The sequence below is a fragment of the Algihabitans albus genome, from assembly GCF_003572205.1.
GTDB classification, from domain to species: domain Bacteria; phylum Pseudomonadota; class Alphaproteobacteria; order Kiloniellales; family DSM-21159; genus Algihabitans; species Algihabitans albus.
In genome coordinates, this window is the sequence record NZ_QXNY01000019.1 from 1 (window position 1) to 1,686 (window position 1,686).

General features: G+C 61.8%; 2 protein-coding genes. Both read left to right on the plus strand.

Going from position 1 to position 1,686, the window contains the following annotated elements:
- Window positions 1-913 (plus strand): glutamate--tRNA ligase (locus tag DBZ32_RS21965; protein ID WP_162906925.1); only part of this gene is annotated, 913 nt, incomplete at its 5' end.
- A gap of 141 nt (window positions 914-1,054) precedes the next feature.
- Window positions 1,055-1,686 (plus strand): citrate/2-methylcitrate synthase (locus tag DBZ32_RS21970; protein ID WP_328587501.1); only part of this gene is annotated, 632 nt, incomplete at its 3' end.

The following is a 1,686-nucleotide window of genomic DNA, read 5'->3' on the forward strand; positions in this document are numbered from 1 at the left end:
GGGGACCGTCACGGTCGCCAACGGTCAGTTGGACGATATGGTACTGCTTCGGGCGGACGGCACGCCGACCTACATGCTCTCGGTGGTCGTCGACGATCACGACATGGGCGTGACCCATGCGATCCGCGGCGACGATCACCTGACCAACGCCTTCCGGCAGACCCAGCTCTATCGGCTGCTTGGCTGGGAGCCGCCCGTTTTCGCCCACATCCCGCTGATTCACGGTCCCGACGGCGCCAAGCTGTCGAAGCGTCACGGCGCCCTCGGCGTCGAGGCCTATCGCGAGCTAGGCTACCTGCCCGAGGCGCTGCGCAACTATCTGCTGCGGCTCGGTTGGGGACATGGCGATGACGAGATCATCCCGACCGCACAGGCCATCGATTGGTTCGACCTGGATGGCGTCGGCCGCTCGCCCGCCCGCTTCGATCTGCAGAAGCTGGATCATCTCAACGGCCACTATCTTCGCGAGGCGGACGACGAACGCCTGGCCGATCTGGTCGCGTCCCGATTCCAGGCGGTCTCCGAAACGGGGCGGCACAGACTGGTCGCCGGCATGCAAGGCCTGAAAGCGCGCGTGAAGACAGTTGCCGAGCTCTCTGAAATGGCTGAATTTTATCTGCGAGATCGCCCTTTGGCTCTGAACGACAAGGCGGCAAAGCTGCTTGCTGGGGATGCGCCGGCCATTCTGTCGAAGCTGCATGCGGAGCTGCAGAGCTGCAACGACTGGACGGCAGAGGCCCTGGAGAGCCTGGTGCGGCAATTCGCGGAGGCTCAGGGCGTGAAACTCGGTGCCGCGGCTCAGCCGCTTCGCGCCGCTCTGACGGGATCGAATGTTTCGCCGCCGGTCTTCGAGGTCATGCAGGTTCTGGGCCGTCAGGAAAGCCTCGATCGGATTGCCGATAGAGCCGCATAAACCTGCGCTAACCTCCTAATTAAAAAGAAAAGCTTACCGTGTTTGCCTTGCTCGGGGCTTGCCCTTATGCTGCGTCGCAACGAACGAGCCGGGCGCGGCCTCATTAAAGTGCCGCCAGGCCTCAGCGCGAGGATCAAGCGAATGACCAATGGCTCCGCGACGGCTGCCAAGAGCGCCGACACCCAGACGGTAACGCTCACAGACAATGCGACCGGAAAGTCCTGGGAGCTCCCAGTGATCAAGGGCACCACGGGGCCCGATGTCGTCGACATTCGCAAGTACTACGCGGATACGGGCATGTTTACCTACGATCCGGGATTCACCTCGACGGCCTCCTGCGATTCGGCGATCACCTTCATCGACGGTGACGAAGGCGTGCTGATGCACCGCGGCTACCGGATCGAGGATCTCGCCTCCAACTGTACCTTTATGGAGGTCTGCTATCTGCTGCTGCACGGCGAACTGCCGACTGCGGAGCAGCTCGCCAAGTTCGATCACGACATCACCTATCACACCATGCTGCACGAGCAGATGGTCAACTTCTATCGCGGTTTCCGGCGGGATTCGCACCCGATGGCGATCATGGTCGGGGTCGTGGGCGCTCTTTCCGCCTTCTATCACGACTCGACCGATATCACCGATCCGTACCAGCGGATGGTGGCGCAGCATCGGCTGATCGCGAAGATGCCGACGATTGCGGCCTGGGCCTACAAGTATTCGATTGGGCAGCCCTTCGTCTATCCGCGCAACGATCTGAAGTACTCGGAGAATTT